22 protein-coding genes are annotated in these 24,067 nt (G+C 69.0%); 16 read left to right on the forward strand and 6 right to left on the reverse strand.

What is annotated here, in order from left to right; translation table 11 throughout:
- Positions 1 to 405: 405 nt before the first annotated feature.
- From ACFVIV_RS00465 to kstR, 5 genes are all read right to left on the reverse strand, one after another.
- Complete coding sequence (locus tag ACFVIV_RS00465) at positions 406 to 1,251, reverse strand: metal ABC transporter permease (RefSeq protein ID WP_379193094.1); 846 nt, start codon at positions 1,249 to 1,251, stop codon at positions 406 to 408.
- A gap of 29 nt (positions 1,252 to 1,280) precedes the next feature.
- Complete coding sequence (locus ACFVIV_RS00470; protein ID WP_379193095.1) at positions 1,281 to 2,141, reverse strand: metal ABC transporter ATP-binding protein; 861 nt, start codon at positions 2,139 to 2,141, stop codon at positions 1,281 to 1,283.
- A 144-nt stretch (positions 2,142 to 2,285) separates the two neighbouring features.
- On the reverse strand, positions 2,286 to 3,239 hold the full coding sequence (locus ACFVIV_RS00475) for a metal ABC transporter solute-binding protein, Zn/Mn family (RefSeq protein ID WP_379192340.1): 954 nt from the start codon (positions 3,237 to 3,239) through the stop codon (positions 2,286 to 2,288).
- Positions 3,240 to 3,570: 331 nt separating this feature from the next.
- Positions 3,571 to 6,141, reverse strand: coding sequence for a trehalose-phosphatase (gene otsB / locus ACFVIV_RS00480; RefSeq protein ID WP_379192342.1), 2,571 nt, complete (start codon positions 6,139 to 6,141; stop codon positions 3,571 to 3,573).
- 278 nt (positions 6,142 to 6,419) lie between these two features.
- Complete coding sequence (gene kstR, locus ACFVIV_RS00485) at positions 6,420 to 7,067, reverse strand: cholesterol catabolism transcriptional regulator KstR (RefSeq protein WP_379192344.1); 648 nt, start codon at positions 7,065 to 7,067, stop codon at positions 6,420 to 6,422.
- Positions 7,068 to 7,226: 159 nt separating this feature from the next.
- Between kstR and ACFVIV_RS00490 the strand changes: the two genes are divergently transcribed.
- The 8 genes from ACFVIV_RS00490 (at position 7,227) to ACFVIV_RS00525 (ending at position 15,033) form a co-directional block, all read left to right on the forward strand.
- Positions 7,227 to 9,386, forward strand: a complete 2,160-nt coding sequence (locus tag ACFVIV_RS00490) for an acyl-CoA dehydrogenase (RefSeq protein WP_379192346.1) — start codon at positions 7,227 to 7,229, stop codon at positions 9,384 to 9,386.
- Positions 9,387 to 9,412: 26 nt separating this feature from the next.
- Positions 9,413 to 10,504, forward strand: coding sequence for an acyl-CoA dehydrogenase family protein (locus tag ACFVIV_RS00495; RefSeq protein ID WP_379193096.1), 1,092 nt, complete (start codon positions 9,413 to 9,415; stop codon positions 10,502 to 10,504).
- Positions 10,489 to 11,658 carry an acyl-CoA dehydrogenase family protein gene (locus ACFVIV_RS00500; RefSeq protein WP_379192348.1) on the forward strand — a complete coding sequence of 390 codons (1,170 nt, stop codon included), beginning with the start codon at positions 10,489 to 10,491 and terminating at the stop codon, positions 11,656 to 11,658. The genes ACFVIV_RS00495 and ACFVIV_RS00500 overlap by 16 nt, the downstream gene beginning before the upstream one ends.
- An 8-nt stretch (positions 11,659 to 11,666) precedes the next feature.
- The gene (locus ACFVIV_RS00505) at positions 11,667 to 12,635 is read left to right on the forward strand and encodes a bifunctional MaoC family dehydratase N-terminal/OB-fold nucleic acid binding domain-containing protein (RefSeq protein WP_379192350.1); all 969 of its coding nucleotides are present in this window, start codon (positions 11,667 to 11,669) and stop codon (positions 12,633 to 12,635) included.
- On the forward strand, positions 12,632 to 13,051 hold the full coding sequence (locus ACFVIV_RS00510) for a MaoC family dehydratase (RefSeq protein ID WP_379192352.1): 420 nt from the start codon (positions 12,632 to 12,634) through the stop codon (positions 13,049 to 13,051). Before ACFVIV_RS00505 ends, ACFVIV_RS00510 begins: the two co-directional genes overlap by 4 nt.
- Complete coding sequence (locus ACFVIV_RS00515) at positions 13,048 to 14,223, forward strand: lipid-transfer protein (protein ID WP_379192354.1); 1,176 nt, start codon at positions 13,048 to 13,050, stop codon at positions 14,221 to 14,223. Before ACFVIV_RS00510 ends, ACFVIV_RS00515 begins: the two co-directional genes overlap by 4 nt.
- Positions 14,224 to 14,319: 96 nt before the next feature.
- Positions 14,320 to 14,667 (forward strand): DoxX family protein, encoded by a 348-nt coding sequence (locus ACFVIV_RS00520; protein WP_379192356.1) that lies wholly within the window; start codon positions 14,320 to 14,322, stop codon positions 14,665 to 14,667.
- Between the two features lie 39 nt (positions 14,668 to 14,706).
- On the forward strand, positions 14,707 to 15,033 hold the full coding sequence (locus tag ACFVIV_RS00525) for a hypothetical protein (protein WP_379192358.1): 327 nt from the start codon (positions 14,707 to 14,709) through the stop codon (positions 15,031 to 15,033).
- On the opposite strand, the gene ACFVIV_RS00530 is transcribed toward ACFVIV_RS00525, so the two are convergent.
- On the reverse strand, positions 14,945 to 15,610 hold the full coding sequence (locus tag ACFVIV_RS00530) for a TetR/AcrR family transcriptional regulator (protein ID WP_379192360.1): 666 nt from the start codon (positions 15,608 to 15,610) through the stop codon (positions 14,945 to 14,947). The genes ACFVIV_RS00525 and ACFVIV_RS00530 overlap by 89 nt on opposite strands.
- 77 nt (positions 15,611 to 15,687) lie before the next feature.
- Between ACFVIV_RS00530 and zapE the strand changes: the two genes are divergently transcribed.
- The 8 genes from zapE (at position 15,688) to ACFVIV_RS00570 (ending at position 24,061) form a co-directional block, all read left to right on the forward strand.
- Positions 15,688 to 16,641 carry a cell division protein ZapE gene (gene zapE / locus ACFVIV_RS00535; protein WP_379192362.1) on the forward strand — a complete coding sequence of 318 codons (954 nt, stop codon included), beginning with the start codon at positions 15,688 to 15,690 and terminating at the stop codon, positions 16,639 to 16,641.
- A 225-nt stretch (positions 16,642 to 16,866) separates the two neighbouring features.
- Entirely contained in the window at positions 16,867 to 18,012 is a 1,146-nt protein-coding gene (locus ACFVIV_RS00540) for a glycosyltransferase family 4 protein (RefSeq protein WP_379193097.1), read from the forward strand.
- Positions 18,012 to 19,487 (forward strand): UDP-glucose dehydrogenase family protein, encoded by a 1,476-nt coding sequence (locus ACFVIV_RS00545; RefSeq protein ID WP_379192364.1) that lies wholly within the window; start codon positions 18,012 to 18,014, stop codon positions 19,485 to 19,487. The genes ACFVIV_RS00540 and ACFVIV_RS00545 overlap by 1 nt, the downstream gene beginning before the upstream one ends.
- 120 nt (positions 19,488 to 19,607) lie before the next feature.
- Complete coding sequence (locus ACFVIV_RS00550; protein ID WP_379192366.1) at positions 19,608 to 20,525, forward strand: DUF4129 domain-containing protein; 918 nt, start codon at positions 19,608 to 19,610, stop codon at positions 20,523 to 20,525.
- A 49-nt stretch (positions 20,526 to 20,574) separates the two neighbouring features.
- The gene (locus ACFVIV_RS00555; RefSeq protein WP_379192368.1) at positions 20,575 to 21,078 is read left to right on the forward strand and encodes a hypothetical protein; all 504 of its coding nucleotides are present in this window, start codon (positions 20,575 to 20,577) and stop codon (positions 21,076 to 21,078) included.
- A 19-nt stretch (positions 21,079 to 21,097) separates the two neighbouring features.
- Positions 21,098 to 22,060 carry an AAA family ATPase gene (locus tag ACFVIV_RS00560; RefSeq protein ID WP_379192369.1) on the forward strand — a complete coding sequence of 321 codons (963 nt, stop codon included), beginning with the start codon at positions 21,098 to 21,100 and terminating at the stop codon, positions 22,058 to 22,060.
- Between the two features lie 268 nt (positions 22,061 to 22,328).
- Positions 22,329 to 23,603, forward strand: coding sequence for a DUF58 domain-containing protein (locus tag ACFVIV_RS00565; protein WP_379192371.1), 1,275 nt, complete (start codon positions 22,329 to 22,331; stop codon positions 23,601 to 23,603).
- Positions 23,600 to 24,061, forward strand: coding sequence for a hypothetical protein (locus tag ACFVIV_RS00570; RefSeq protein ID WP_379192373.1), 462 nt, complete (start codon positions 23,600 to 23,602; stop codon positions 24,059 to 24,061). Before ACFVIV_RS00565 ends, ACFVIV_RS00570 begins: the two co-directional genes overlap by 4 nt.
- Positions 24,062 to 24,067 lie beyond the last annotated feature (6 nt).

A 24,067-nucleotide genomic window follows, 5' to 3' on the forward strand; every position in this document is an offset into this window, starting at 1 on the left:
GGCTGTGCCCTGACGGCGGCTGTGCCCTGACGGCGGCTGCGCCTTCGTCATCCCGGCGTGCTTTTGGCCGGGATCCACCCCTGGCACGCGGAGATTCCGGCCAAGAACATGCCGGAATGACCAGGCCGAATCGTGTGCGGTGGCCGGGCCGAATCGTGTGCGGTGGCCGGGCCGAATCGTGTGCGGTGGCCGGGCCGAATCGTGTGCGGTGGCCGGGCCGAATCGTGTGCGGTGGCTGGACGGGATCGCTTGCGATGGCCGGGCAGGATCGTGTGCGGTGGCCCGCGCGGGATCGCTTGCGCGCGCACCCCTTCCGGCGCGGGACGAGGGGGCGTCACGCGGAAAGGGGTGCGGCGGACGCGATCTGCCGCCCCTCATGCGGTAGATCGCGGGTACAAGGGTGCGCTAGGCGGGCATGAGGGCGCGGCGGCGGTTGCGGGTGCGCGATCCGACCACGCGGCACACCAGGTAGATGGTGAACGAGATGGTGGTGACGAAGGTGGACACCGGGACGCCGGGGGCCAGCGAGAGCAGAATGCCTCCGACGGCGGCGGTTTCGGCGAAGAGGATGGCGAGGATGGTGGCCTTCACCGGATCCGCGGTGAGCTGACCGGCCGCGGCGGCGGGGGTGATCAGCAGGGCCAGCACCAGCAGGGCGCCGACGATCTGGACGCCGAAGGCGGCGGTGATGCCGAGCAGCACGGCGAAGACGATGGACAGCGCGCGCACCGGAACACCGCGGGCGACGGCCACTTCCGGATCGGAGCTGGCGAACAGCAGCGGGCGGTAGATGGCGGCGAGCACGATGAGCACGCCCGCGGTGCAGGTGGCCAGCAGGCCGAGACCGCTGTAGCCGACGCTGACGACCTGACCGGTGAGCAGCGAGAACTTGGAGCCCGCGCGCTCGGGGCCGAGCCAGAGGAACAGCACCGACAGACCGAGGCCGAAGGACAGCACCACGGCGATCACCGAATCGCGTTCGCGGGCACGCGAACCCAGGACGCCGAAGAGCACGGCCGCCACCACGGATCCGAAGATCGCGCCCAGTCCCACGCCGACTCCGGCGAGCAGCGCCGCGGCCGCGCCGGTCAGCGAGAGCTCGCTGGTGCCGTGCACGGCGAAGGACATCTGGCGGCTGATGATGAGCGGGCCGATGGCCCCGGCCAGCAGGCCCAGCAGGGCCGCGGCCAGCACCGCCTGCTGCACGAAGTCGTAGGACAGCAGGTGCGCGGTGGTGGAGAAGTCGAACATCTTGGAGAAGACGCCGGAGAGCTTGTCGATCACGGCCGCACCTCGGGGGTCTCGCCGTGGCAATGCTGGGCGCCCGCCTCGCCGAGCGCGTCCATGGTGTCGCCGGTGCCGACGACCACCAGCCGGCCGCGCACCCGCAGCACGTCCACCTCGGTGTGGTACAGCTCGGAGAGCACCTCGGAGGTCATGACCTCGTCGGGCGTGCCGATCCGGAACTTGCCGTCCACCAGGTACAGCACCCGATCCACCAGCGGCAGAATCGGATTGATCTCGTGCGTCACGAACAGCACGGCGGTGTCGTGGGTGTGCCGCCGCTTGTCGATGAGCTCGGAGACCAGGCGCTGATTGGCCAGGTCGAGCGAGAGCAGCGGTTCATCGCAGAGCAGTACCCGGGGATCGCCGACCAGCGCCTGGGCGACGCGCAGCCGCTGCTGTTCGCCGCCGGAGAGCGCGTCCAGCGGGGCGTAGGCGAAATGTTCCGCACCGACCGCCGCGATGGCCTGCGCCACCTTGCGCCGTCGCTCCTTGCGCCCGCGCAGGCCCAGGCCCCAGCGGTGCCCGTCCACGCCGAGTCCGACCAGATCCACGCCGCGCAGCTGCGTGCCGGCCTCGATGGTCTTCTGCTGCGGGATGTAGCCGATATCGGGATTGCCGGTGCGCGTGGGCGATCCCGCGATCTCTGCCGCGCCCTCCGACAGCGCCAGCTGCCCGAGCAGCATGCGCATGAGCGAGGTCTTGCCCGAGCCGTTGGGCCCGAGCACCGCGATGAACTCACCCGGCGCGACGTCCAGATCGAGGCCCTGCCACAGGGTTCGCTCGCCGAAGGACAGCCGGGCGTTCGACAGCCGCACCGCCGGAACCGCGGCCGTTGCCGAATCGGGACCCGGAATTTCCTTCTCCGCAACGTTTTTCGGCAGGGGTGCGGGCTCGATGGCCGAGCCCGTGGATGAATTATCCACAGCTGTGGATGGTTTCGTGTTCATGGTGGTGCTCCCGGTGTGGGCAGCGAGGGTGGCGGGCACGAGGATGCCGGACTACGCGAGGGCCTGGGCGAGCGCCTGGGCGTTGCGGGTCATCCACTGAATGTAATCCAGTCCCTCCGGCAGGGTTTCGGTCACCTCGACGACTTTCACGCCATTGGCCTCGGCCAGGGCGCGCAGGTCCTTGGTGGTCTTGTCCTCGGTCTGGATGTTGTAGACCAGGGCGCGCACCTGCTTGCCGGTCAGCAGGTCCCGCACGGCGGCGACATCGGCGGGGGCCGGATCGGTGCCCTGCTCGACGGCTTCCTGGAATTCGTGCGGGGTGCGGTCGTTCACCTTCGAATCGACCAGCAGGTAGTAGGCCAGCGGCTCGGTCTGCAGGACCGGCTGATTCGGATGCTCGGCGGCGGTCTTCGCGGTGATGGCGGAAATGCCGCTCAGCTGACCGGCGAACGCGGCGGCGCGATCGGCATAGGCCTGCTTGTGGTCGGGGTCGAGCTCGCCGAGGCTCTCGGCGATGTGCTCGGCGACCTCTTTCACGCCGGCCACGTCGTACCAGACGTGCTCGTTGGCGTGCTCGTCGCCGTGTCCGGCTTCCGCGGTGGCGCCGGGCGTCTCGGTGCTGCCGTGGCCGTGCGCGTCGCCGATCTCGCCGGTGACGACCTGATAGGCGTTGACGGCCTTCTTGTCCTTGCCGTCGATGGCCTTGTCGATGAACTCGTCGTAGCCGCCGCCGTTGTAGACGACCAGGTCGGCGTCGGTGATCTTGGCGGCCTCGACGGCGGTGACCTCGTAGGAGTGCGGGTCGGCGGACGGGTCCGAGATGAGCGACTCGACCTTCACGTCCGGGCCGGCAATGGCCTTGGTGATATCGCCCCAGACATTGGTGGAGGCGACGATGGATAGTTCTCCGGAATCGTTCTTCGCGCTTCCGCAGGCGGTCAGGGTCGCCACTGTGGCGAGACCCGCGGCGAACACGGCGAATCCTCGGGCGAAGCTCTTGGTCACGCGGGGGTACTCCTGAAACACTTAACTAAAACGAAAACGATTGCCATTAAAATGTAGCGCACATGTCGAGGCACAACGACGGCGGCCCATTAGCAAATAACTTGGCCAGGGGGCCATATTTTGGGTAGTGGGGCCGCGTGAGGGACTGGGGGCCCCCCGGGGGTGAGGATTTTGGGGCTCAGGAGCACGTCCCGGGGGGGTAACACTTTAAACAATAAAAAAAAACCAAACCTTTTCAATATAAATTTTCGCCCACTTGTGGCGCCAAACCGCGGGCGGCGCTTGCGAACTTCCGTTCGCAAGGGCCGCTTTTCTGCGTTTGTGACGCGGCTTACGTCAGTGCGGCCACCGGCTGGCTCAGGAGTTGGGCGCAGCGGAGCAGGCCGAGGTGGCTGTAGGCCTGGGGGTGGTTGCCCAGTGAGCGTTCGGCGACCGGGTCGTATTCCTCGGAGAGGAGTCCGGTGGGGCCGGCGACGTCGACGAGCTGGGCGAAGAGGGCTTCGGCGTCTTCGCGCTTGCCGATGAGGAGGTAGGCCTCGACCAGCCAGGCGGCGCAGAGGTGGAAGCCGCCTTCGCCGCCGGGCAGGCCGTCGTCGTGGTGGTAGCGGTAGACGGTGGAACCGCTGCGCAGTTCCGCCTCGGTCGCCACGACGGTGGCCGCGAAGCGCGGATCGGACGGGTCGATGAGCCCGCTGAGCCCGATGTGCAGGGTGGCGGCGTCGAGGTCGGTGCCCTCGTAGGCGGCGGTGTAGGACTGGACCTCTTCGTTCCAGCCTTCCACCTTCACCTCGTCGGCAATGGTGTCGCGCAGCTTCTGCCATTCCGGATCGCCGGGCCGGTCGAACTGGCGGGCCAGGGTGAGCGCCCGGTCCACGGTGAGCCAGCCCATGACCTTGGAATACACGTGGTGGCGCGGATTGCCGCGAATCTCCCAGATGCCGTGGTCGGGTTCGCGCCAGCGCCGCTGCACCGCCGAGACCATGGCGTGCACCAGCTCCCAATCCGCGTCCGGCAACGCCTTTTTCGGATCGGTGATGCCCTTCTTCTCGCGGGCGTGCGCGAGCTGGGAGATGAGGTCCACGATGGGGCCGAACACGTCCAGCTGCACCTGCATGTTCGCCGCGTTGCCGACGCGCACCGGCCGCGATCCGGCATAGCCGGGCAGCTGGTCGATGACGGCCTCGGGCGGCAGGGTCTCGCCGTAGAGGGTGTAGAGCGGGTGCAGGCGCTCGGGTCCGGGCAGGGTCTCCAGCACCCGGTGCACCCAGTCCAGCAGATCCTCGGCCTCGGTCAGCGAGCCCAGGGACACCAGCGCGGAGGCGGTGAGCGAGGCATCGCGCAGCCAGCAGTAGCGGTAGTCCCAGTTGCGCACGCCGCCGATGTCCTCGGGCAGCGAGGTGGTGGCCGCGGCCAGAATGGATCCGGACGGGGCGTGCACCAGGCCGCGCAGCGTGAGCGCGGACCGCTTCATGAGATCCGGTTTGAGCGGCGGCAGTTCGAGCGTGCCGGCCCAATCCGACCAGTACCGTTCGGCTTCCCGCCGCCGGTCCGATTCGGGCGTCATGGCGGGCGCCAGATCGGAGGTGCCGCAGCGCAACTCCAGCATGATCGGCCCCTGCCGCGGATCCACCACGGCGCGGGCGGTGTGGTGATTGCCCTCGTCGATGATCTCCCACTCGACGCCGGGGGAGCGCAGCACCATGGGGTCGTTGGTGCCCTGCACCACGAGCCCGCCGGCCGCGCGCACCAGCCGCACCGGCACCTGGCCGAATTCCGGCCGCGGCGCGAAGGTCACGACCGCCTTGGCGTCACCGGTGATGATGCGGGTGAGGTCGGTGCGCTCGGGGACGACGTCGTGCGGCAGGTAGTCGACGACCTGCAGACTGGCCCAGCGGGTTTCGACGGTCATGGTGCCGTCCTTGTAGCGCTGGGACAGCGGCAGGCCGGCGCGTTCGGGCTGGATGGTGAAGTGGCCCGCGCCCGGTCCGCCGAGCAGGTGCGCGAACACCGCCGCCGAATCCGGTTCCGGATGGCACAGCCAGGTAATGGTGCCGTCCGGGGTGACCAGGGCCTTGGTGCGCGGGCTGGCCAGCATGGTCAGCCGCTCGATTCGGGGGGCGCTGGCCCCGGCCAGCCAGGTACGGCGTTCCTCCAGCAGGTAGGCGAGGGCTTTGGACACCTCCTCGGTGCTGGCGACCCGGAATTCGGCGAGGCTCTCGCCGTCGCCGACCTTGATGCCCACATCGGGTCCGGACAGCCGTTTGAAGGCCTTCTCGTCGGTGACGTCGTCGCCGATGAACACCGCCGCCGAGGCGCCCTGCTGGTGCCGGACGATATCGAGCGCCGCGCCCTTGTCGGTTTCCACGACGGCGAGCTCGATGACCTCCTTGCCCTCGGTGGTCTGGACGCCGACCCAGCTGGCCGGGCCCTGCCGCACCTGAACCAGTGCGCGGCGGCCGATTTCGGGGCTGGCATTGCGGACGTGCAGGGCCACGCTGGCCGGTTTGATCTCGACGGTCGCGCCCGGATTGTCGGTCGCGATCTGCGTCAGCGTCGCCTGCACTTCCTGCAGTAGTTGTTTGGCGTCGTTGTCGATGGCATGGACGAAGCCGACATCGAATTCCGAACCGTGGCTTCCGATCAGCTGCACCTCGACGGGCAGCCGGGACAGGGCCGCGAGATCACGCAGGGCGCGCCCGGAGATCACGGCGGCAGTGGTTCCGGTGAGGCCGGCGAGCGCGCGCAGCGCACTCACGGACTCCCGGTGGGGATAAGCCTTCGCCGGGTCCGAAACGATGGGCGCGATGGTCCCGTCGTAGTCCGATGCGACCAGCAGCCGCGGCACGCGGGCGATGGCCGACAACGCACGGCGAAGTTCCAGTGGCAAATCCTGTGCGCTCACGCATCCAACCTAATGATCGGAGGAGTTTTTTCAGGGCGCGAGTGATGGTACTGGGTATTGATTGCCCACTCGTTCTGGTGGTGATACATAGCGTTTACAGGACACTTGCATGTCGTTCACCGAATGTCCGAATTCCGCGAATCGTTCGCGGGCGCTGTGCCTCTGACCAGTGATGTTCCAGCAACGGCAAAGGAGGCCTGTCCGCTCTCCGGGGGCGGGCAGACCTCCTTTGTTACTCGTGCGTATGCACGGTGGGCGTTCGCGCTATGTGTAGTCGCTCACTCCTTGCCGCCGATGAGCAGATCGACGGTGAGTTCCAAGCGCTCGGTCACATCGGTCGCGGAGGCCCGGCGGGTCAGCCACGCAACCAGATTCGACAGCCACACATCGCTGATGACGCGGGCGATGGCGAGCTGGCGATCGGTGGGGTTGTCGTCGGCCAGGGCGCGGGCGAAGAAGCGGTCCATCACCTTGCCCACCCGGTCCACCTCGGCGGCGGCGGAGGCGTCGGCGAACATGAAGGCGCGCGTCATGGCCTCGGTGAGCAGCGGGTCGCGCTGCATGGCCCGGGTGACCTGGGTCAGCAGCAGGTGCATGCGCTCCTGCGGGGTGGCCCCGGCCAGCGGCTTGCGGCGTCCCTCGAACTGCTCGAATTCCCGGGCCAGTGCGGACACCAGCAGGTGCACCTTGGACGGGAAGTAGCGGTAGAGCGTGCCGACGGCGACATCCGCGCGTTCGGCGACCGCTCGCATCTGGACCGCGTCGTAACCGCCCTTGGACGCCAGCGCGAGGGTGGCGTCGAGGATGCGCTTGCGGCGGTCGCGTTGCGCGGCCGAACTCAGATCCTCCTCGCTGAGGGTGGTGACTGGCGCGGTGCGCGCAGCCGTCGCCCCATCGGCTGCCTGCGATCGGGAGGGACTGGCCATCGGTTGAAAGTCCTTTCCTGCACGAATCATCGGGTCTCTCACCCAGCGTCGGCTGGCTACGAGTTCGTACCGCGACCGGACGGCGCTTGACTTACGCCCGGCTCGAACATTAGAACATGTTCTAGGAGTGGAAGTCACGCCGGAAAGGCGGTATGGAGTGTGACCATAGCCACCACTGACGAGCATAAAGCCGTTCAGGAATCGATGCGCGGATGGGCTGCCGCGGTGCGCCCAATTGCAACACTGCGTTCAGGTGCACCGGATTATTGGCGCGAATACTGGTCGCGCCTGGCCGATCTCGGGATATTCCGGGTCGCGGTTCCGGAAGAGGCCGGCGGTGCGGGTGGGTCCATTGGTGATCTCGCTGTTCTGGTGGAGCAGGCAGCGCATGATCTCGTCGGCGGACCCGTGCTCTCGACGGCGCTGGCGGGACTCGTTGCCGGCGAGATGCTCGACGAGAATACGCCGTGCGGCGTCGCCCTCGGGGGTGAAATCGCAATATCGGCGGGTGAATCCGGTCTCAGCCTTTCCGGCTCCTGGGATTCGGTGCTCGGCGCCGCCCCGGGTGTCGCGGTGCTGGTCCCGGTGCGGGACGGTGACCGGCGACTGTGGTGCCTGGTGGACGCGGACGCCGCGGGCCTGCGGGTCGAACCGCTGGACGCGATCGACCGCAGCACGCCGCTCGCGAATGTCACGTGCGCGAATGTTGCTGTAACTCCGGATCGCATCTTCGAACCGGCGCAGGACGTGCTCGATCTGGCCGCCGTTCTGATTGCCGCCGAGGCCGCGGGCATTGCGGGCTGGTGCCTGGAAACCGCCACCGAATACGCCAAGGTGCGCGAACAATTCGGGCGCAAGATCGGCGAATTCCAAGCGGTGAAACACATTTGCGCGTGGATGCTGTGCCGGGCCGAACAGATTCGCGCGGTGGCCGCCGATGCCGCGCATGCCGCCGACACCGGCAGTGCGGAACTGCGGCTGGCCGCGGGCGTCGCACTGGCCATCGCACTCGACGCCGCGGTGGAGACCGCCAAGGACTGTATTCAGGTGCTGGGTGGAATCGGTTTCACCTGGGAGCACGACGCGCACCTGTATTTGCGCCGGGCCACCGCCGCGCGGCAGCTGCTGGGCGGTTCCGCGCGCTGGCGCGCCCGGGTCGCCGAGCTGACGCAGGCGGGCGTGCGCCGCACCGTCGGCGTGGACCTGGGTTCCCCGGCCGGGGACGGCGAACCGGATTGGGATGCCGTCGGTTTGAACGCGGCCGAGGCCGCGGTGCTGGCCGCCGAACTGACCAATATCGCCGCGCTCCCGGAGTCCGAACAGCGCGCCGCGCTGGCCGCCTCCGGCCTGCTGGCCGCGCACTGGCCGGCGCCGTACGGCCGGGGCGCGGGCCCGATCCAGCGCACCTGGATCGAGGACCAGATCCGCCGGGCCGGTATCGACCTGCCGGATCTCGCCATTGCCAACTGGGCGATTCCCACCCTGCTGCAGTGGGGCACGCCCGAGCAGATCGAGCGCTACGCCCGGCCGACGCTGACCGGCGAGGTGATCTGGTGCCAGCTGTTCTCCGAGCCGGAGGCCGGTTCGGATCTGGCGGCGCTGCGCACGACGGCCGAACGCGTCGAGGGCGGCTGGCGGCTGCGCGGCCAGAAGGTCTGGACCTCGCTGGCCGATCGGGCCACCTGGGGTATCTGCCTGGCGCGCACCGATGCCGGGGCGCCCAAGCACAAGGGCATCAGTTATTTCCTGGTCGATATGAAGAGCGCGGGCATCGATATCCGGCCCCTGGTGGAGATCACCGGTGAGGCGCGTTTCAACGAGGTCTTCCTCGATGATGTCTTCGTTCCGGACGAATGCTTGGTCGGGGAATTGGGCAATGGCTGGAAGATCGCCCGCTCCACCCTGTCGGCCGAGCGGGTCGCCATGGGCGGCAAGGGAATCGGCCAGGAGCTGGAGGCCCTGATCGCCGCCGCGCCGACCTCGGGTCCGGGTGCGGAATTGGTGGCCGACCGACTCGGAGGGCTCATCTCCGAATCAATTGCTGGAACTTTGCTAGACGCTCGCGCCGCACAAAAACTGCTTGCCGGCGGTGATCCCGGCCCGCAAAGCAGCGTGCGCAAATTGGTCGGTGTGCGGCACCGGCAGGCGGTGGCCGAATTCGCCGTCGAATTGTCTGGTGTGGCGGGCGCCCTGGAAACCGACCTGGTGAAAGAATTCCTGCTCACACGCTGTTTGTCGATTGCCGGCGGGACCGAGCAGATTCTCTTGACCGTTGCCGGAGAACGGATCCTCGGGCTGCCCCGCGAATCGCACGGCTAACCCACACCACAACCGGGAGCATGGAATTGGACTTCACCAGGGACGAGAGCCAGGACGCTGTCGCCGAGGTTGTCGTAAGTTTGCTGGAACGCGAAAGCGCGCGCGATATCGCGCTGTGGCCGGTCATTGCCGACAGCGGCCTGCTAGCGGTGCCACTACCGGAACGCTTCGGCGGTGACGAGATGGGTCTGCTCGAGGTCTGCGCCATGCTCACCGAACTGGCGACCGATGCCGTGCAGACCCCGGCGCTGAGTACGCTCGGGTTCGGGGTGCTGCCGCTGCTGGCCATCGGCGTCCCGGATGCCCTGGCGGAGAAGGTGTTCCCGGCCGTCGCCACGGGCGCTGTGCTCACCGCGGCGCTGCACGAGGCGGGCGCGCCGTTCACCGTGAAGCCGGAGACCACGGCCGTGGCCGACGGCGCCACGGTGCGGATCAGCGGGCAGAAGGTCGCGGTGCCCTATGCCGACACCGCGCGCTGGATCCTGGTGCCGACCGAGGCCGGCATTGCCGTCGTCGACGGTGACGCGCCGGGCATCACCCGCACCGCCTCGCCGACTTCCGATGGGGTGCCGGAGTTCTCGCTGCGTTTGGACGCCGTGCAGATTCCGGTCGAGCACCTGCTGCCCGGCGGGCTCACCGAACTGCACCGGCTGGCCCTGGCCTGTCTGGGTTCGGTCGCCGACGGACTGCTCAAAGGCGTGCTGGCGCTGACCGCCGAGCATGTGCGCACCCGTGAGCAGTTCGGCAAGCCGCTCGCCGAATTCCAGGCGGTGGCCCAGCAGATCGCCGATGTGTACGTGGTCTCGCGCACCCTGCACGCGGCCGCCGCCTCGGCCACCTGGGCACTCGCTCAGGAACTGCCGGTGGCGAACGGTGGGGACGCCGTCAGCGCCGCGCACCGTGAGCGCACCGACGACGACCTGGACGTGCTGGCCTACACGGTCGCCTCGGAACTGCCGGCGGCCCTGCAGAAATGCCATCACCTGCACGGCGGCATCGGCGTCGACGTGACCCATCCGCTGCACCGCTACTACTCACAGGCCAAGGACATCGCGCGCTGGCTGGGCGGCGAATCGTTCCGGCTGGATCGTCTAGGAGCCAGATGTTCATCGAACTGACCGCCGAACAGCGGCAGCTGCGCGACGAATTGCGTTCGTACTTCGCCGGTCTCGTCACTCCCGAAGAGGAGGCCGAGATGCTGGTGAACCGGCACGGTGACGCCTACCGGGCCGTGGTCAAGCGGATGGGCGCCGACGGCCGGCTCGGAGTGGGCTGGCCGAAGGAGTACGGCGGGCAGGGTTTCGGCCCGCTGGAACAGCAGATCTTCTACAACGAGGCCGTGCGCGCGGACGTGCCGGTGCCGCTGGTCACGCTGCTGACCGTCGGCCCGGCCCTGCAATCGTTCGGGACCGAGGCGCAGAAGCGGAAGTTTCTGCCCGGAATCCTCACCGGCGACATTCATTTCGCCATCGGCTACTCCGAGCCCGAGGCGGGCACCGATCTCGCCGCGCTGCGCACCTCCGCGGTGCGCGACGCCAATGGCGACTGGATCGTCAACGGGCAGAAGATCTTCACCACGGGCGCGCACGAGGCCGACTACATCTGGCTGGCCGTGCGCACCGGCACGGTGGAATCGCGGCACAAGGGCATCACGATCCTCATCGTGGACACCAAGGATCCGGGCTACTCGTGGACGCCCATCATCACGGCCGACGGCGCGCACCACACCAATGCCACCTACTTCGACAATGTCCGGGTACCCGCCGACATGATCGTCGGCGAGGAGAACGGCGGCTGGAAGCTCATCACCACCCAGCTCAATCACGAGCGGGTGAGCCTGGGACCGTCCGGCAAGATCGAGCAGCTCTACGAGCGGGTGCGCGAATGGGCGCAGCGCCAGGGCGTGCTGGGCGAGGCCGATGTGCGGCGCTCGCTGGGCCGGCTGCACGCCATGGTGCGGCTCAACGAGCTGCTGAACTGGCAGGTCGCCTCGAATATGGAACGGCCCGATACCGCTCCGGCGGAGCTCATCGCCGATGCCTCCGCGACCAAGGTGTACTCCACCGAGGCGGTGCAGCAGGCCGGCCGGCTGGCCGAGGAGATCGTCGGGCGCTTCGGCGATCCCGCCGATCCGAAGACCGCGGAATTGCTGACCTGGCTGGACCGGCGTACCAAGCAGAATCTGGTGATCACCTTCGGCGGCGGCGTCAACGAGATCATGCGCGAGCTCATCGCCCAAATGGGCCTGCGGTTGCCGCGCGTCCCCCGATAGGAGTCACAGTGACGCAGAGCAGCACCGCCGACGAGATCCGCGCGGCGATCGAGAAGATCAAGGCGGCGGGGGAATCCGCGCCCCGGGTGGGCCGGGATCCGGTCAATCAGCCCATGATCAACAACTGGGTCGAGGCCCTCGGCGACGCCAACCTCATCTATGTGGACGAGGACGCCGCCCGCGCGGCCGGGCATCCGGGCATTGTCGCGCCGCCCGCCATGGCGCAGGTGTGGACCATGCTGGGGCTCAATGGCAAACGCGCGGACGACGATCCGATGGAGCAGACCAACAAGCTCTTCGACGCGGCCGGGTACACCTCGGTGGTCGCCACCAACTGCGAGCAGATCTACCACCGCTACCTGCAGGTCGGCGAGCGGGTGACCGTGCGCTCCGGGATCGAGGAGCTGGTGGGGCCCAAGCGGACCGGGCTCGGCGAGGGCTGGTTCACCACCTACCGCACCAATTGGTACGTGGGCGAGGAACTGGTCACCGAAATGCTGTTCCGCATGCTGAAATTCGCGCCCGGGACAGCGGCTCCCAAGACCGCCGAACCGGCCGGGGACACCCCGAGCGCCGAGGATCTCGCCAAGCGGGTGCGGCCGACGGTCTCCAAGGACACCGAATTCTTCTGGGACGGAACGAAGCTCGGTGAGCTGCGCATTCAGAAAATGCCGGACGGCACGCTGCGGCATCCGCCGGTGCCCGCGCTGTGGAAGGACAAGTCGGAGCAGACCGACTACGTCGTGGCGTCGGGTCGCGGCACCGTCTTCAGCTTCGTCGTGCACCACGCGCCCAAGGTGCCCGGGCGGCAACTGCCGTATGTGATCGCGCTGGTCGAGCTCGAGGAGGGCGTGCGCATGCTGGGTGAGCTGCGCGGCATCGACCCGGCCGAGGTCGAGGTCGGGCTGGCCGTCGAGGCCGGTTTCGAGAAGCTCGACGAGGACAACACCGTGCCCTACTGGAAGGCCGTGCGATGACAGCGACCATCGAGCCCGCCGCTGTGCGGGTCGGAACCGTCTTGCCGGAGTTGGTGATTCACGCCGATCCGACCTTCGTGATCAGCACCGCACTGGCCACGCGTGATTTCCAGGACGTGCACCACGACCGCGACAAGGCGGTCGAGCGCGGCTCCAAGGACATCTTCGTCAATATCCTCACCGACACCGGCCTGGTGCAGCGCTTCGTCACCGACTGGGCGGGCCCGCGCGCCATTGTGAAATCCCTGGCGCTGCGCCTGGGCGTGCCGCTGTACGCGGGCGACACCCTCACCCTGTCCGGCACGGTGATCGCCGTCGACGGCGGCGACATCACCGTCGAGGTCATCGGCAAGGACAGCCTCGGCGACCATATTTCGGCGAAAGCCGTCATCTCCCTGCAGGAGGCACACCAGTGACGGCCCTGAGCCGCCGCGCCGCCATCGCCGGCATCGGCGCCACCGATTTCTCCAAGGACTCCGGCCGCAGCGAACTGCGCCTGGCCGCCGAGGCCGTCACCGCCGCCCTCGCGGACGCCGGGCTGACACCGGCCGACGTGGACGGCCTGACCACCTTCACCATGGACACCAATACCCAGGCCGCCGTGGCCCGGGCGGCGGGCATCCCGAACCTGAAGTTCTTCTCCAACATCCCCTTCGGCGGCGGTGCGGCCGCGGCCACCGTGCAGCACGCCGCCATGGCGGTGGCCACCGGCATCGCCGATGTGGTGGTGGCCTACCGGGCCTTCAACGAACGCTCCGGAAACCGTTTCGGCCAGTTCGCCACCCACCTGGCCACCGGCAATCCGACCTCCTCGGGCGTCGACAACGCCTTCTCCTACACCCACGGCCTGGGCACCCCGGCCGCGCAGGTGGCCATGGTGGCCCGCCGCTACATGCACGTATACGGCGCCACCAGTGCGGATTTCGGCCGCGTGGCCGTCGCCGACCGCAAGCACGCCGCGGTGAATCCGGCCGCTCACTTCTACGGCAAGCCGATCACCCTGGAGGAGCATCAGGCCTCCCGCTGGATCGCCGAGCCCCTGCACCTGCTCGACTGCTGCCAGGAGACCGACGGCGGCGTCGCCATCGTGGTCACCAGCGCCGAACGCGCCAAGGACCTTCCGCACAAGCCCGCCCTCATCGCGGGCGCGGCCCAGGGCTCCGGCGCCGACCAGTACGTCATGACCTCCTACTACCGCGACGCCATGACCGGCCTGCCCGAAATGGGCCTGGTAGGCGACCAGCTCTGGGCCCAGAGCGGTTTGCGCCCGGCCGATATGCAGGCTGCCATCCTCTACGACCACTTCACCCCCTTCGTCCTGATGCAACTCGAGGAACTGGGCTTCTGCGCCCGCGGCGAAGCCAAGGACTTCATCCAGGACGGAGCCCTCGAAGTAGGCGGCCGCCTCCCCCTCAACACCCACGGCGGCCAGCTCGGCGAGGCCTACATCCACGGCATGAACGGCATCGCCGAAGGCGTCCGCCAGATCCGCGGCACCTCGGTCAACCAGGTCGACGGCCTCGAGCACATCGTCGTCACCGCCGGCACCGGCGTCCCCACTTCGGGCCTGGTCCTCACCGCCAACTGAAATCCGCATCCGTTCGGGCGGGATGTCACACCCGCGGGACCTATGTCGTCCTCCAGGCGTACACGGTTCAACCCGCTTGGAAGGACACGGATTTCAATGAACACCGCCTACTACATCGTCGGAGTCGTCACGGCCCTCTGGATCGGCTTCTCGGCGTATTCGATCATCGCCAAGCAGGCGTTCGTGGTGGACCCGCTGCGGGACTACGGAGTTCCGGAGAGCTGGTGGAATCTGCTCGGGCTCGCCAAGGGCGCCGGGGCGCTCGGACTGGTGGTCGGGTTCTTCATTCCCGCGATCGGGATCGCCGCCGCCATCGGGCTGATCCTGTACTTCAGCGGGGCCGTGATCACGATCCTGCGGGCGCGGTCGTACAAGACGCTGCCGTTCCCGCTGCTCTACATGGGACCCGCGATTGCCACCCTGGCACTGCAACTCGCGGCGTAAGTTGGTTGGGAGACAGCCGAACACACCGAGGGGGACGTCGTGAACCTGCGTGAGGTAATGGACGAGAAGGCGCTGGGTGGTGCGCTGGTTTACGGGGAGCCGTATCAGACGCCCGAGGGGTCCACGGTTATTACGGTGTCGGCCGTCGGGTACACCGGGGCGCGGCCGGTTGGGGTCTTCGTGGTGCACGGGAGCGAGGTGAAGTGGGAGGCGGCCGAGGATCGGATCGGGCTGATTCAGGCGCGGACCGGGTTGATCGCGGCCACCGTGGGGACGATTACGGGATTGTTGGCCGCTGCCTTCGTGACCGGGGCGCTGCTGCGGCGGCCGCCGTGGCCGGATATTCGGATGACGCAAAGCTGCTGAGGGCGATGGTGAGGACCGCGGTCAGCTGGGCGATGCTCTCCGCGGTGTTCGGGGCGAGATGGGTTCTGGCTCCGGCGAATCGGTCGAAGACCAGGCCCTCGATGATCGCGATGAAATCCGCCGCCGCGGTGTCGGGGGCGGTGGCGTTCAGGGAAGCGAACAGCGCTGTGGCGTGGCGGTGGGAGAACAGGCTCGCGGTGAGTTTCGCGTGCAGGGCTGCATCGCCGAGTTGATCGATGATGAGTGCGTGCCGGGCGATCAGATGGTTACGGCGTTGTGCCAGTAGCTGATCCAGCCAGACCGCGATGCCGTGGGCTATGGCGACGGGGTCGGTGACCGGTGGTCCGGCGGTGTCGCGGGTTGCGGCGAAGTCGGCGCGGGAGCGCGTCGCGATGCGGTCGACGATGGCCTCGATGAGGGCGCGCTTGGTGCGGAAGTAATAGGACGTCGAGCCCGCGGGCAGTTCCAGGGCGGTGTCCAGCGCGCGGTGGGTGAGGGCTCGAAGGCCCCGGGTGGCAATGAGATCTATGGCGCTGTCCACGATGAGCGTGCGCCGATCCGATGTGGAAGTGGTCACCTTCGGTCCTCCTCGGCCGCGTAATCCTCTACAACTATAGAGGTGCTCTACGGATGTAGAGGGCGGAGGAGGTTGTTGTGGATACGCGGGACATCGTTCTGGACCACGACCAGCGGATCGCGGCGGACCGGCTGGCGGATATCGCCGCACGGGTCGGCAAGCGCTGGGGCCGCAAGCCGAGCGGGCTGTATCTGCACGGCGGGCCGGGGCGCGGGAAAACCATGCTGATGGACCGGTTCTACGCGCAGGTGGAGTCGAAACATAAGCGGCGGTTCCACTTTCACAGCTTCTTCGCACAGCTGAATGCCGGAATCCACGAGTACGGGACCGTCGACGCGGCGGTGGACGCACTGCTCGGCGGGGTCGATCTGGTCTGCTTCGACGAATTCCACGTGCACGACTCCGGCGATGCCACGCTGGTCGCCCGGCTGCTGGAGACACTGTTCGCCCGGCGCATCACGCTGGTGGTGACCTCGAACTACGCACCCGAGCAGCTGCTGCCGAACCCGTTGTTCCATCACCTCTTCGAGCCGACCATCGCGCGGATTCTCGAGCACCTGGACGTGCTGTCGGTGAACGGCCCGGTCGACTACCGCCGCCTCGGCGGCCGGCACACCGGATTCGCGGCGGGCCGGTATGCGGTCGGCGAGTGTGCCGTCACCGGACTCGCCGAGGTGCCGATCGCCCACCGCCGCATGCGCGCCCGCCGCGCCGACGAGGAGACGCTGGTCGTCGATTTCGCCGAGATCTGCGGAATCCCGGTCTCGGCGGCCGACTTCCTCGAACTCGCCCGGCGGTTCCGGCACTGGACCCTGTGCGGCGTGCCCGCCCCGCACACCGTCCCGGCCGACTGGGTCATGCGCTTCGTGAACCTGGTCGACGTCCTCTACGACGCCGATCTCGATCTCACCGTGTACGCGGAGGTCCCGCTCACCGAGCTCGGCGAGCAGGTCCCGCGCGTCCCCGACCTGTACCGCACCGTCAGCCGGCTGAGCGAATTGACGGTCCCGCAAGCCGCGGTCCTCCCATAAAACGCCTGGCGGACATGCGTGCGACGACCCGGCGACACCTCGGTGAACATGCCTCCTTGATCGACAGGCACGGTTCACGTCCCGTCCACGCGCAGGGGGTCTTACGTTGCGAGCCACTTCCTACCTTGCTGAGAGGAGGCAGCACCGAACCGGAGGGGAACGATGCGAATCCGTGAGCAGGCTGGAGGTTCCGCGCCGCGGAACCCGAGCATCCCGAGCACCCGGCTGCGGGTGCTGGTCGTCGCCGAGTCCTTTCTTCCCCAGGTCAACGGTGTCACCAACTCCGTACGCCGGGTGCTCGACCACCTGTCCGCCAAGGGCCACGAAGCGGTGCTGCTGGCGCCCACCGGGCCCGCGAAGTACGCCGGATTCCGGGTGCACGTGGTGCGCGGGGCCCGGCTGCCGTTCTATCGCGACTTCCGCATCGGCCTCGAAACGCGCCGGCGGTTGCGCCGCGTCATCCGGGAATTCGAGCCCGATGTCGTGCACATCGCCTCCCCGGCCACGCTCGGCTATCAGGCCGCCCGGGTGGCGGGCGAACTCGATGTGCCGACGGTGGCCATCTACCAGACCGACCTGGTCGGCTTCGCCGAGCGCTACGACCTGCCCGGCGGCGTCCGGACCATGGCGGCGCTCACCCGGCGCATCCACCTGCAGGTGGACCGCACCCTCGCGCCGTCCACCGCGAGCCTGCGCCAGCTGGAGCTGATGGGCATCCCCGGGCTGGCGCGCTGGCCGCGCGGGGTGGATCTGCAGCAGTTCGGGCCGTTCCGCCGGTCGGAGGAGCTGCGAAAGCGCCTGGCCCCCAATGGCGAAGCCCTCGTCGGTTACATCGGCCGTCTGGCGCCCGAGAAGGAGCTGGAGCTGCTCGCGCACCTGCGCGAGGTGGACGGTGTGCGGCTGGTCCTGGTCGGCGGCGGCCCGGAGGAGAAGCGGTTGCGCAAACTGCTCCCGGAGGCGGCCTTCCTGGGCGTCCTGCACGGTGACGAACTGGGCGCGGCCTATGCCTCGCTGGATGTCTTCGTGCACACCGGCCGCCACGAAACCTATTGCCAGGCAGCGCAGGAAGCGCTCGCCTCCGGCGTCCCGGTGGTCGCTCCCAAGGCGGGCGGCCCGATCGACGTGGTCGCGCCCGGCGCCGGATTCCTTTATCCCCCGGGCGATGCCGAGGCCATGGTGAATCTGGTCCGCCGCCTGGTGACCGACCGGCCGCTGCGCGAGCAGACCGCGGCCACCGCGCACCGCAGCGTGCGGGACCGCTCCTGGTCGGCCGTCAACGATCTGCTGATCCGCCACTACCGCGAGGTCATCGCCGAACGCGCCACGCGTTCGCTTCCCGACTGCGGACCGCTCTCCAAGGAGGCCTCGTGATGCTCCGCATCTCCGTCATCGGCACGGGTTATCTCGGCGCCACCCACGCCGCGGGCATGGCCGAACTCGGCTTCGACGTGCTCGGCGTGGACAACAATCCGGCCAAGGCGGCCGCGCTCTCGGAGGGCACCGTGCCCTTCCACGAGCCCGGCCTGCCCGAACTGCTGTCCGGTCACGTCGAGACCGGCCGGCTGCGGTTCGGCACCTCGCTGCGGGAGGCGGCGAACTTCGCCGATATCCATTTCCTGTGTGTGGGAACGCCGCCCAGCGCGACCGGGGCGGCCGATCTGTCCCAGCTGTATATGGTCCTGGACGGCCTGGTGCCGCATCTGACCCGCAACTGCCTGATCGTCGGCAAGTCCACGGTGCCGGTCGGCACGGCAGAGGCCTTGACGGCCCGCATCGCCGAGCTCGCGCCCGCGGGCATCTCGGTGGATCTGGCCTGGAATCCGGAATTCCTGCGTGAGGGCCACGCCGTCCACGACACCCTGCACCCCAACCGGCTGGTCTTCGGCGTCACCAGCCCGGACGCGGAATGGGCGCTGCGCCAGGTGTATTCGACGCCCATCGCCGCGGGGTCCCCGGTGGTGGTCACCAATCTCCCCACCGCGGAGCTGATCAAGGTCTCCGCCAATGCCTTTCTGGCGACGAAGATCTCGTTCATCAACGCCATGGCCGAACTGTGTGAGATCACCGGCGCGGACGTGACGCTGCTGGCCGATGCGCTCGGCTACGACGACCGCATCGGCCGCAAATTCCTCGGCGCCGGACTGGGGTACGGCGGCGGCTGCCTGCCCAAGGACGTGCGCGCCCTGATCGCGCGCGCGGGCGAGCTCGGCGCGGGGGAGTTCGTCGACTTCCTGCGCGATGTGGATGCCATCAACCTGCGCCGCCGTGAGCGCGTGGTGGCGGAAACCCTGGCGCTGCTGCGCGGTCCGGGCGCGCGGCCGGTGGGCCGCGTCGGCGTGCTCGGCGCCGCGTTCAAACCGCTCTCCGATGACGTGCGCGATTCGCCCGCCCTCGATGTGGCCGTGCGGCTGCGGGCCGCGGGCGCGGAGGTGACCGTATTCGATCCGGCCGCAACGGGTCCGGCCCGCGCCATCGCGCCGCAGCTGGTCTACGCCGCCACCGCCGCGGCGGCCCTGCACGAGGCCGATGTGGTGCTGCACCTCACCGAATGGCGCGAATTCCGGGAACTGGACCCGGTTTTCCTGCGCTCGGTGGCGCGGGGCGGCGTCATCATCGATGCGCGCAACACCCTCGATCCGGCCCCGTGGCTGGCCGCCGGATGGGACTTCCGCGCTCTCGGGCGACTCGTCGAATCTCCTTCGGGCACAAGCAAAGTCACCCCGTTGCGGGCTCCGGCCCAGCCGGGGCCGGAGCCGGCCGGGCGCGATCGCGACCGATCGGCGCGCGCTCTGGCCGATTCCACGGCGTTCACGCGATTGCGAGCCCGGGTGCGCCGCACCGCGTGATCGTGATGTGTATGTAACCGGTGTTCGCCATTTCCGTCCTCGCGGACCGATCGGCATGTAACTATGTGCCTGATTTGTGCGGAACTCTGGTTGGGAGCGCTCGTGACTGGGGTGGGGACGGTGGCAACGCGCGCGATCGGGCTGATCGCGCTGCTCGTGCTGGCCGTCGTCGCACTGCGCGGGCACATTCCCGGCACCGGCGGGCCGTCCGCGCCGCACACCCCGTCCGCGGTGGCGCTGGCGCTCATGCCGGTGCTGCTGCTGGTCTCGGCGGTGATCCTGGTGGCCGGGGTGATCAACAGCCAGCACCATCTGCCGCTGGCCCTGCCCGAACCGCAGCGCCGCCCGGATCGGCGGGCGTGGCGGCTCGGCGGGATCGCGTTGATCGCCCTGATCGGCCTGGCGGCGATCGTGCTGGTGGCCGCCGCGGCCCTCTCGGTGTACCTGGTCGGTCCGGGCCAGGAACAGGCCACCATCGCTCCGCAGGCGCCGGCCTCCACGACGTTGGAGTCGGCGCCGCCGCCACCGCCGGGTGAGCCGCCGATATCCGCACCGCCGCTGGGCGGCACCGCGCTGCTGCTGGTGGCCATCGGCGCGGCCGTGCTGGTGCTGGTCGCCCTGATCGGCCTGGTGGTGGTCGCGGTGACCGCCGCGCGCCGCCCGCCGCCCGTGGCCGGACAGTTCGGTCCGGCCAAGCCCACCGAGGCGGTATCCCTCGCGAAGGTGGCGGCCATGGGCCTGGCGGCCATGACCGCGCCCGGCCAGGATCCGCGCACGGCCATCATCGCCTGCTACGTCGCCATGGAACGCGGCCTGTCGACCGCCCGGGAGGTGGCGCCGCTGGCCTCGGACACGCCGTCGGAGGTCCTGGCCCGCGCCTTCGATCGCGGCTTCCTGCACGATGCCTCGGCGCGCGAGCTGGTGGCGTTGTTCGAGGAGGCGCGGTTCAGCCCGCATTCGATGCTGGAGTGGCAGCGGATGCGGGCCGAGCAGCTGCTGCGTATCGTATTGGCTGATCTACAAGGGCAGGCGGCATGAAAAGCAGTGGCGCCGTGGCTGTCCGGCCGCAGTTTCGGGGGGACCGGCAATGAATCGGATCGCTATCGTGGTGGGCGGGCTGGTCCTGGTCGTGGTGTTCGAGCTGCTGGCCTTCGGCAATGAGCGCGCCACCCTGCTGCCGGTGGCCGGCATCCCGGTGGCCGGTGCGCTGGCGCTGCTGCTGTGGTCGCTGGTGGAACGCGATCGCCGGCTCCGCGAGGACGGGCTCGCGGATCACGACATCGACAATGGCCCGGCCGAAATGCTGCACCGCTGGCAGGCTCGCGCCCAGATGCTGGCCGATCGGGCCGATGGCTCGCGCGCCGACTGGGATCGGCATCTGCGGCCGTTGCTGGCCAAGGAATTCGAGCTGACCAGCGGACATCGCATGGCCAAGAACCGGCGCGCGCACGAGGCCGCCGGAATGCTGCAGTTCGGACCGGAACTGTGGCGCTGGGTGGATCCCGCGAATTCGGCGCTGCGCGATCAGGTCGGCCGGGCCCCGGGCCGACCGGCCCTGGACGAGATCCTGCGCCGCCTCCAGAACATGTGAACGAGATGCGAGATACGACATGACCTCACCGATGGACGTGACCATCAAGCGGACCGATGCCGTGCTGCGCGAAATGTCGCGGGTGGTGGTGGGCAAGCGGGACGAGCTGCAGCTGATCATGATCGCGGTGCTGTCCGGCGGCCACATTCTCATCGAGGATCTGCCCGGGCTGGGCAAGACCCTCATTGCCAGGTCCTTCGCCGCCGCGCTCGGCCTGAACTTCACTCGCGTGCAGTTCACCCCGGACCTGCTGCCCGCCGATCTCATCGGCTCCACCATCTACGACATGCAGTCCGGCCGTTTCAGTTTCCGCCGCGGGCCGGTCTTCACCAATATGCTGCTGGCCGACGAGGTCAACCGCACCCCGCCCAAGACCCAGGCCGCGCTGCTCGAGGCCATGGCCGAGGGGCAGGTCTCCATCGACGGCGAAACCTTCCCGCTGCCACAGCCTTTCATCGTCATGGCCACCGACAACCCCATCGAGTACGAGGGCACCTATCCGCTGCCCGAGGCCCAGCTGGACCGCTTCGCCATGCAGCTGCGCCTCGGCTATCTCTCCGAATCCGATGAGATGCAGATGATCCGGCGCCGCCTGGAACGCGGCGCGCAACCGGCGCAGGTCGGTCAGGTGGTCGACGCCGACGGCCTGATGGAGATGCGCCAATCCGTCGAATACGTCACCGTCCACCCCGATGTCGTCGGCTACGTGGTCTCGCTGGCCGCCGCGACCCGCGGCCACCCCCAGGTCGAGGTGGGCGCCAGCCCCCGCGCCGAACTCGACCTGGTCCAGATGGCCCGCGCCCGCGCCCTGCTCAACAATCGCGACTACGTGGTCCCCGAAGACGTGAAGGCCCTGGCCATTCCGGCCATGGCACACCGCATCACGCTCCGCCCGGAGATGTGGGTCCGCCGCATCCGCGGCGAGGACGTGATCGGCGAACTACTGCGCCGCCTGCCGGTCCCGCGCGCCACCACGGCGTGAGAAGCCCACGGGCACAGGATGAGACGCGCATGAGACTTCGGCACACTCGGTCACGACCGGCCCCGGGCCGGTCCGGTGCCGGGTGCCGCAACCGCGTGCCGGGCGCACCTGCGTTGTCTACCAGTGAGGTAGCGGCTACCGTCCTGGCCGGGCCTCCCGGGCCTGCCGAGATCGGCCGGTCCGCAACGCAACCCGGGTTCCGGCGGCCGGGACCCGCGCCCCGGCGCCATCGCTGTGCGGCGCGCGGTGAGCGAGATGCGGGGTGCGCATGAGGCATCGCGACACGTCCACCGCGATTGAGGCGGAACTGCGCTGGCGTCCGGCGCCGCTAGTGTTCATGCTCGCGGCGGTGTCGGCTCCCGCCCTCGTTCTGGCGGTGGTCTTCGGGCAGTGGCAGCTGGTGGTGTTCGCCGCGCCCATGCTCGGGGTGCTGGCAACCGCGCCATTGCAGCAGTCGCGCACGCGGATTCAGGTCGATGGCGCCGGGATTCTGCGCTGCTTCGAGACCGAGGAGGTGGTGCTGACCGCTGCCGCGTTCGTGGAGAGCGGGCACGCGCTGCTGCGGTTGCATCCGGGGGACGTGCCCGGGATGGAGTCGCGGGTGGAGGAGGCGGTGGATTCCGGTCCGGCCCCGGCCGGATTGCGGGTGGCGCTGTCCGCGCCGCGGTGGGGGCGGTATCCGGTGGCGGTGCGGGTGACGGCGCTGAGTCCGGCGGGGCTGGCGGTGGCGTCGGTATGGCTGCCCGCCGGCGAGGTGTACGTGTACCCGATCACCGATCCGCAGCGAATGCGATTGCCGCGCACCGATCTTCCCGAGCGCATCGGCTCGCATCTGACGCGCCGGCACGGACCGGGCGTGGAGTTCGCGGATGTGCGCGCGTACGCGCCCGGCGATCAGCTACGCACCGTGAACTGGCGGGTGAGCGCGCGGCGCGGGCGGCTCTTCGTGACCGAGCGGTTCACCAACCGCGCGGCGGATGTGGTTGTGCTGGTGGACACTTCGCTGCAGGCCCCCGGCCCCGCGAGCGATTCGCTGGAGTTGTCGGTGCGGGGCGCCGCGCAGGTCGCGCAGTCGGCCCTGCAGGCGGGGGACCGCACCGCGGTGGTCTGCCTGGGCCGTGCGCCGCGCTGGCTGCGGCCCGATATCGGTCGCCGCCAGTTCTATCGCATCGTCGACACCGTGCTCGATGTCGGCGATGAGCACATCAGCACCTCCGGCACGCTCGCCCCGCACGCGGCCGTGCCCATCGGCGCGGTGGTGATCGCCTTCTCCACCCTGCTGGACACCCAATTCGCCTTGGCGCTCATCGATCTGCGCAAGCGCGGGCACGTGGTCGTGGTGGTGGACGTGCTGCGCGGCCCGCCGTTCCGCGACGGACTCGACTCCACTCTCGCGCGCATGTGGCAGCTGGAGCGCACCTCCATGTATCGCGATATGGGGACCGTGGGCGTGGATATCGTGCCGTGGCCGGAGGACGCGCGCCTGGATCAGGTCATGCGGCTGCTGCCCGAACACCGTCGCACCGTGCGGGTGCGCCGATGACCAGATTCCTCGCCGTCCTGTCCGGCCTGCTGCTCACCCTCGGCGTCGCACTGGTGCAGCCCTGGGCGGCCGTTCCGGTGCTGCTGCTCGCGGTCGCGGGCTGGCGCTGGCGGGCCGCCGCGGTCGGTGCGGCCCTGGCGGCGCTCACCGTGCTCACCATTGCCGATACCGGTGCGCTGGTGGCGGGCGCCATCGGTCTGGTCGCGACCACGTATCTGCTGAATACGGCCACGGTCTCGGCTCCGGTGGGCGTGGTGCCCACCACCGGCCCCTCGGTGGCCGGAGCCCTCGTCTTCACCGTGGCCGCCGGCGCCGCGACCCTGCTGCCCGCCGGTCTCGCGTGGATACCCGTAGCGGCTCCGATCGCGGTGATCCTGCTGTACGCCTGGATCATTCGCGGTCTCGCCGACGACCGAGCCCACGCGCCGCGGCCGGTCGCGGACACACCGGCCGAGTGAAAATTC

Origin of the sequence: Nocardia sp. NPDC127526 (assembly GCF_042672265.1) — a bacterium.
Taxonomy (GTDB): domain Bacteria; phylum Actinomycetota; class Actinomycetes; order Mycobacteriales; family Mycobacteriaceae; genus Nocardia.

Bases quoted from the DNA above. Each gene is read 5' to 3' on its own strand.
- ACFVIV_RS00465 (WP_379193094.1), bottom strand. From the start codon at position 1,251: ATGTTCGACTTCTCCACCACCGCGCACCTGCTGTCCTACGACTTCGTG.
- kstR (WP_379192344.1), bottom strand. From the start codon at position 7,067: ATGGCCAGTCCCTCCCGATCGCAGGCAGCCGATGGGGCGACGGCTGCG.
- ACFVIV_RS00500 (WP_379192348.1), top strand. From the start codon at position 10,489: ATGTTCATCGAACTGACCGCCGAACAGCGGCAGCTGCGCGACGAATTG.
- ACFVIV_RS00510 (WP_379192352.1), top strand. From the start codon at position 12,632: ATGACAGCGACCATCGAGCCCGCCGCTGTGCGGGTCGGAACCGTCTTG.
- ACFVIV_RS00520 (WP_379192356.1), top strand. From the start codon at position 14,320: ATGAACACCGCCTACTACATCGTCGGAGTCGTCACGGCCCTCTGGATC.
- ACFVIV_RS00545 (WP_379192364.1), top strand. From the start codon at position 18,012: ATGCTCCGCATCTCCGTCATCGGCACGGGTTATCTCGGCGCCACCCAC.
- ACFVIV_RS00555 (WP_379192368.1), top strand. From the start codon at position 20,575: ATGAATCGGATCGCTATCGTGGTGGGCGGGCTGGTCCTGGTCGTGGTG.
- ACFVIV_RS00560 (WP_379192369.1), top strand. From the start codon at position 21,098: ATGACCTCACCGATGGACGTGACCATCAAGCGGACCGATGCCGTGCTG.
- ACFVIV_RS00565 (WP_379192371.1), top strand. From the start codon at position 22,329: ATGAGGCATCGCGACACGTCCACCGCGATTGAGGCGGAACTGCGCTGG.
- ACFVIV_RS00570 (WP_379192373.1), top strand. From the start codon at position 23,600: ATGACCAGATTCCTCGCCGTCCTGTCCGGCCTGCTGCTCACCCTCGGC.